Here is a 6898-nt window from a genome sequence, read left to right on the forward strand (position 1 = left end):
CGGCAGGTCGCCCGCGGGGGTGGTCAGCACCAGGTTCGCGGAGACGACGACCTCGCGCTCGTCGGCGGGCGGCTCCGGGAGCGGGCTCGTCGGGGCGGTCATGCTCCCACCTCCGTGAGGATCTCGGCGCAGGCCGCCAGCACGGCGGTGTTGGCCTCGTCGGTGCCGATGGAGATCCGTACGCCCTCGCCGGTGAACGCCCGGGCGAGGATCCCGTGCCGGTCGAGCACCTCGACCGCCCGGTCGGTGCCGGCACCGGTGGGCAGCCAGACGAAGTTCGCCTGGGTCTCGGGCAGGTCCCAGCCCTGGGCGGTCAGGGCCCCGACGACCCGTTCGCGCTCGGCGACCAGCGTGAGCACGCGGTCGAGCAGCTCACCCTGGGCCTCGAGCGACGCGGCGGCGGCGGCCTGCGCGAGCCCGGTGACCCCGAAGGGCACCGCGACCTTGCGCATGGCGTCCGCGACCACGGGCGGCGCGATCGCGTAGCCGACCCGCACCCCGGCCAGGCCGTACGCCTTGGAGAAGGTGTGCGCGACGACCACGTTGTCCCGCTGACGGGCCAGCGCCACGCCGTCGGGGCGGTCCGTCGAGGTGTCGAACTCGCGGTACGCCTCGTCGACCAGCACGACGACGTCGCGCGGGACCGCGTCGAGGAACTCCTCCAGCGCGGCCGCACCGACCGTGGTGCCGGTCGGGTTGTTCGGGTTGCAGACGATCACCAGGCGGGTGCGCTCGGTGATGGCCTCGAGCATCGCGGGCAGGTCGTGGGCCAGGTCGGCGGTCAGCGGCACCTGCACCGGCTCGGCGCCGGCCGAGACGACGAGCAGCGGGTACGCCTCGAACGACCGCCACGCGAACAGCACCTCCTCGCCCGGGCCCGTGGTCGCGCGGATCAGCTGGGAGACCACCTCGACGGACCCTGCGCCGAGCACGATCCGGGCGGGGTCGACGTCGTGCAGGCGGGCGAGCTCGGGCACGAGGACGGCGCCGGCCATGTCGGGGTAGAGGTTGATGCGCCCGAGCACCTCGGCGATCCGGTCGCGCACGGAGGGCAGCGGGTCGTAGGGGTTCTCGTTGGAGGAGAGCTTGTGACTGGGGGCGCCGTCGGCGGCCGAGCGACCCTGCCGGTAGCCGGGGATCCGGTCCAGATCCTCACGCGTGCGTGGTTCCACCTGCATCTCCTACCTCACGAGCACATCACTCAAATGATTATGGTGAATAGCCTAGGCGGTCCGTGTTTCGTCCCCGTGACACGCGAGGAACACCCTGAGGTCGGCCACCAGCGCCGCACGGCACGCCGGGTCGGTGTACATCATGTGACCGGCCGGGTACTCCCGGCGGACCACCCGCTCGGCCGGCAGGTCGGCCTGCGCGAGCAGGTGCTCCACCGCGCCCACCGTGGTCAACGAGTCGAAGTACCCCGTGCCCACGAACAGCCGCAGGTCGGGCCGCTGTGCCATCAGGTGCTCGAGCACCCCCGCGTAGTCGAACACGTTGAACGGGCTCGGCGTCCCGCTGGCCTCCAACCGGTGCGCCGCCGATCCCGGCAGCCACGACCATGCCCCGAACGCCCCCTCGTCCGCCGGCCGGAACCGCCGGTCGGCCGGCACGCCCAGCTCGGCGTACCAACGCAGCACCGCCGCGACGAACGCCGGGCTCACCAGGTCGGTCGAGGCGTCCACGTCGAACGGGCCCTCGCTCACCGGCGAGACGTAGCGGGCGTCGTACCGACCCAGCACCAGACCACGGTCGGCCAGCAGCAGCGTGCGGAACTCCTCCTTGCTCAACCGCAGCCGACGGCGCCGCCACTGCTCGGCCGCGATGCCGGTCCGTGCCGCCAGACCCGCGACGACGCGCTCGCGCTCGTCCGGCGAGAGCCTGGTGCCCGCGTGCAGCGCAGGCAGGTACTGCTCGTGCGCCCAGGCCACCGCCTCGCCGACCACGTCCGGCAACCCCACCGCAGGACCGCCGGGCGCCTCGGCCCCGCGCCGACCGTGGAACCAGGCCGCCGCCGCCATGAACGGCAGCGCCGCGACCTGGCCGACCACGTTGCGCGGTCTCTCAGCCGTCTCCTGGATCGTCACCGCCTGCCCCAGCAGCACGATCCCCGCGCAGGCGATCGACAGCGGCTGCTCCAGCAGCACCTGCGCGACCAGCGGCGCGCGCACCGTGCCGTAGCTCTCGCCCACCAGGTGCACCGGGCTGCCGAGCCGCCGCCCGCCCTCCAGCCAGTCGGACACCGCCCCGGCCACCGCGCGCGCGTCCGCGTCGACCCCGCGCACCGACGCCGGGTCGGCCCCCTCGGCAAGCCGCGCGTACCCGGTGCCGATCGGGTCCAGGTACACCAGGTCCGCCACGTCGAGCAGGCTGTCGGGCTGCGGCACGAGCGCCGGGGCGACCGAGCCCAGGTCCGTCGGCACCGGCACCTGCCGTGGGCCGAGCCCGCCGAGGTGCAGCCACATCGAGGCGACCACCGGACCGCCGTTGAACAGGAACACGACCGGGCGGGCCGCGTCCGGGGCGCCGTCCACCAGCACCTCGTAACCCGTCGCCACGACGTGCCCTACGGTCGCACCGTCGACCACGACCGGGTGCTCGGTCACCCGCACCCGGTACGTGGCCTCGGCGGCACCGACCTGCTCGGTGCGCAGCCCCTCGGCGAGGACGCTCATCGGGCCACCTCCGCAGCGGCGTCGTCCGCGGCCGCGAGCGCGGCGTCCAGCCGCACGACCGCCACGGCGTAGACCTGCAGCGCCGCGAGCAGGTGCCCGAGCGGCACGCTCTCGTCCGCCGCGTGCGGCCCTCCCCTGTCGACCGGCACCCCGGGCAGGCGCACCGGCCCGTCGACCGCGGCCGCACCTTCGGGCAGCCACCAGTAGTCGGCACCGAAGGTGATCGCCCGCGGCAGCACCCGCGAGTGCGTCCCGCCGCCCATGGCGAACGGTCGGCGCTGCGTGCCGAGCACGTCGTTGAACGCCTGCTGCAGCACGGTCACCTCCCGTGAGTCCGGGTCCACGTGGTACCCGGGGTCGTCGGCGACGTCCGTCAGCGACGCACCGACCGCCGGGTGCCGCGCGAGCGCGGCGGCGAGCCCCCCGAGCACCTCCTCGCCGCGGCCGGTCGCCGGGTAGCGCACGTCGAGGCGCAGCCGCAGCACGGTCGGCTCCCCCGAGTCGCCGGCCGCGGGCAGCACCACGCCGTTGAGCGTCAGGGCCCCGGTCGCGTCGGCGGCGGAGATCCCGGCCGACCGGCCGTCGGGGTCGGCGAGCAGCTCGGCGACGAGCATGGCGGCCGCCTGGTCGGCCGGTCCGAGCAGACCGGACCCGGCGAGCACCGCGGCGAGCAGCGGGACGGGGTTGCGGGTGCCCCCGGGGAACGCGGCGTGCCCGGCGACCCCGTGCACCGTCACCCGGCTGCCGCCGTGCGGCTCGGCGTCGACCTGCACCCACCCGGCCTCCAGACCAGCGTGCGCCGCCGCAGCCCGCACGACCGGCTCGACCTCGGCGGCCGCCCTCGGCAGCACCGCGGTCGCCCGTTCGGGCACCGAGTTCGGCGCGTCCCCGCCGACCAGCGCGGCCAGCACAGGCCCGCACGGCACGGCGACGGTGACCCCGAGCAGACCCTTCTGCGCGTGGTTCACCCCGAACGGACCGTCGGTGACGAGGCTGACGCGCGGCACCGGCCCGTGGGCGGCGTACCAACGCAGGTCCGCCATGCCGGTCTCCTCGCTGCCGCCGAGCACCAGGCGCAGGCGGTGCCGCAGCGGCAGGTCGAGGTCGCGGAGCACCCGCAGCAGGTACAGGTCGACCAGCGAGGGCCCCTTGTTGTCCGCCACCCCGCGCCCGACGGCGACGTCGCCGACGCGCGACAGCGTGAACGGCGGCGAGGTCCACCCCTCGCCCGCGGGCACGACGTCGACGTGCCCGATCAGACCGATCTCACGGGCCGGCTCGACCTCGCCCGGCTCGACCGTGACGGACACGGCGTAGCCCTCGTGCTCGTGCACCGTGAGCCCGTACCCCTCGGCCGTGCGTGCAGCCAGGGCCAGCATCTGCGCGACGGCCGGCCCGAACGGCGCCCCGGGCACGCCCGCGTCGACGGCGACGCTCGGCACGGCCACCCACCGCGTCAGGTCGGCGACGAGCTCAGCCGCGTGGTCGACGCTCCACCGGGCGACCCGACCCAGCAGCGCCCGCTCCTCCGGGGTCAGCCGGTGGTCCGGGAAGGCCCGGGCGACGGACGTGAGATCGGGCTCGGGCACGGCGGACACCTTCCGGCGGGTGGAGCCCGGAGGGTCCGGACGACTCATCGTCCCGTGTATTCATTACAGTCATATTTCGCACCGCTGGGCACACCCGCAGGGAGCAACCGCCGCCGACCAGCGATCACGCCGAGGTCATGACGCCCCGCCGACGGATCTCCGCCAGCCCGGACTCACGCAGCGAGCGTGCCCGCGAACACCTGCCACGCGAGGGCGGACTTCGCCACGAAGCTCAGGACGATGTAGGCCCGCTCGCCCACCAGGTAGTCGCGGAACCGGCCGATCGGTCGGTACTGCAGCCACTGGACGACGGCGAACACGTTGAAGAAGGCGAACAGCGAAGCGACGATCGCGTAGACGAACCCCGGCGGCTGGACGGCCGGGTCCGCACCGGGCGCGAGGACGTAGACGACGATCGCCAGCCACGGGACGACCCCTGCCACACACCCGAGGACGAACGGCAGGAACCCGCCGTCACCGGGCTCGTGATAGACCTCCTGCAGCCAGCCGAAGAAGATCATCGACGCGTTCACCCCGGCGATGGCCAGCAGTGCCGCGACGTCCGTGATCCCGCACAGCTGCGCGATGACGACGATCATCAGGGAGCTGGACAGGGAGTACTCGACCCACCGGAACACGTTGCGGTGATGCTCGAGCCCGGCGATGTACCGGTCGAACAGACCCGGGGCGCTGACCACGAGGTGGAAGAGCGCCGAGAGGATCAGGAACGCCGCGACGGCTCCCGCGACGGAGACGTCCAGGATCGTGACCGTCTCCCCCGCGGTTCCCGGCGGGCCGACCAGGTACGACCCGGTGACGGGCAGCGTGAAGCCGTTCGCGAGCGCGAGGACGAGCGCTGCGCTCGCCGCGTGCAGGAGCGCCGCAGCCAGGTTCGAGCGGCGCAGGCCGCGGGCTGTGCGGGCGTCGATCTGCCGGGTGGTGCCCGCGGCGGGAACCGCGGGCGGGGACGTGCGGACGTGCTCGGCCATGGCTGACTCCTTGGTCAGGCGGGTCGATCGCTCAGGCGGTGTCGGTCGAAAGGCGGTGTCCGTCGAAAGGCGGTGTCGGTCGAAGGCGGCCCTTCTCCTGACGTTGACGATAGAACCACGCTTCCGGTTTTGGCGCGACGCGAGCCAGGGACCGCGCACTCAAAAGGGTGCCGTTGACTCACGAATCCCAGTTCCGCTAACCTCGTGCTCGAGGTCGGGGAGTACCCCACGCACGGCGCCTCGTCATCCCGGCCCTCGCGGCCCGGGGCGCCGGTCCGAGAGGGCGGGAGAGACCACCTTGCACGGCACCGCACGGTCGCCGTCGCATGGCTCGGACCCCCGATCAGGAGCTCTCGTGACCTCCAGCACCACGCACCTCGACCGACCCGCACCCGGCTCCCTGGCAGCCGTCCCCGACGCCCACCTCATGCCCGGCGACCAGGTCGCCACGGCACTGGCCGTCGCACCGCAGTCAGGCCTCGACCCCGACGAGGTCGTCCGTCGCGCCCGACTCGTCGGCCCGAACCGGCTCGCCGAGGCGGTCCGACGGCCCGCGTGGCGCCGGTTCCTGGACCAGTTCCGCAGCCTCCTCATCCTCATCCTGCTCGGCGCAGCCGTCCTCGCCGGGCTCGTGGGCGACATCAAGGACACCGTGGTGATCCTCGTCGTCCTGCTGATCAACGCCACCGTCGGGTTCGTCCAGGAGAACCGGGCCGAGCGAAGCCTCGACGCCCTCCGCGCGATGCTGACGCCGACCGCGCGGGTGCGCCGCGCCGGCCAGGTCCTCGTCGTCGACGCCGAGGACCTCGTGCCCGGCGACGTGGTGCTGCTCGAGGCCGGCGACCGCGTCCCGGCGGACGGCCGCCTCGTGGTGGCCGAGAGCGTCGAGGTGGACGAGTCGGCACTCACCGGTGAGTCACAGCCGGTCTCGAAGACCACACAACCTGCGGCTGCCACCGACGACAAGATCCCCCTGGCGGACCGCACCGGCATGGCCTACATGAACACCGCGCTGACCCGCGGCCGGGCCGAGCTCGTGGTCACCGCCACGGGCATGGGCACCCAGGTCGGGGCGATCGCCGGCATGCTCCAGCAGGGCACCGAACCCCAGAGCCCGCTCCAGGTGGAGCTGGACGCCGTCGGCAAGCGGATCGCCGTCATCGGTGGCGTCGCGGTGGCCGCGTACGCGGTGCTCGCGCTGATCCGTGGAGAGCCGCTCGGCGACCTGGCACTGAGCGCGGTCGCGCTCGCCGTGGCCACCGTTCCCGAGGGCCTGCCTGCCGTGCTCGCGCTCACCCTGGCGCTCGGTGTGCAGCGCATGGCCCGACGGGGCGCCATCGTCAAGCGCCTGGCGTCGGTGGAGACCCTCGGTGCAGCCACCGTGGTCTGCAGCGACAAGACCGGCACCCTGACCGTCAACCAGATGACGGCCCGCACCGTCGTCGTCGGCGACCGGACGGGGATCGTGACCGGCGAGGGCTACGAGCCGACCGGGACCGTGCGTACCGCCGACGGCGGGGGGCCACTCCCGGGACTCGTGCCGCTGGTCACCGCCGCCGCCCTGGCCAGCGACGCGGTGATGACCGCCACGGACGACGGGCCCGCGGGCATCGTCGGTGACCCGACGGAAGGTGCCCTCGTGGTGCTG

At 73.9% G+C, this 6898-nt stretch carries 5 protein-coding genes; 1 reads left to right on the forward strand and 4 read right to left on the reverse strand.

All coding sequences use genetic code 11. The features are described from left to right. Positions 1 to 98: 98 nt before the first annotated feature. The 4 genes from hisC to heR form a co-directional block, all read right to left on the reverse strand. Positions 99 to 1172 carry a histidinol-phosphate transaminase gene (gene hisC / locus ACTHAM_RS17305; RefSeq protein WP_440689761.1) on the reverse strand — a complete coding sequence of 358 codons (1074 nt, stop codon included), beginning with the start codon at positions 1170 to 1172 and terminating at the stop codon, positions 99 to 101. A 51-nt stretch (positions 1173 to 1223) separates the two neighbouring features. Continuing rightward, positions 1224 to 2672 (reverse strand): S10 family serine carboxypeptidase-like protein, encoded by a 1449-nt coding sequence (locus ACTHAM_RS17310; protein WP_440689763.1) that lies wholly within the window; start codon positions 2670 to 2672, stop codon positions 1224 to 1226. Then, positions 2669 to 4261, reverse strand: coding sequence for a Sapep family Mn(2+)-dependent dipeptidase (locus tag ACTHAM_RS17315; protein ID WP_440689765.1), 1593 nt, complete (start codon positions 4259 to 4261; stop codon positions 2669 to 2671). Before ACTHAM_RS17315 ends, ACTHAM_RS17310 begins: the two co-directional genes overlap by 4 nt. A gap of 173 nt (positions 4262 to 4434) precedes the next feature. Next, the gene (heR, locus tag ACTHAM_RS17320) at positions 4435 to 5250 is read right to left on the reverse strand and encodes a heliorhodopsin HeR (RefSeq protein WP_440689767.1); all 816 of its coding nucleotides are present in this window, start codon (positions 5248 to 5250) and stop codon (positions 4435 to 4437) included. A gap of 355 nt (positions 5251 to 5605) precedes the next feature. On the opposite strand from heR, the gene ACTHAM_RS17325 reads away from it, so the two are divergent. After that, positions 5606 to 6898: HAD-IC family P-type ATPase (locus ACTHAM_RS17325; protein ID WP_440689769.1), on the forward strand; the 1293-nt coding region annotated here is incomplete at its 3' end.

The sequence above is a fragment of the Cellulomonas soli genome (assembly GCF_052036975.1).
In the GTDB taxonomy this organism is placed as follows: Bacteria; Actinomycetota; Actinomycetes; order Actinomycetales; family Cellulomonadaceae; genus Cellulomonas; species Cellulomonas soli_A.

Coding starts and splice junctions, on each gene's coding strand:
- ACTHAM_RS17310 (WP_440689763.1), bottom strand. CDS start 2,672: ATGAGCGTCCTCGCCGAGGGGCTGCGCACCGAGCAGGTCGGTGCCGCC.
- heR (WP_440689767.1), bottom strand. CDS start 5,250: ATGGCCGAGCACGTCCGCACGTCCCCGCCCGCGGTTCCCGCCGCGGGC.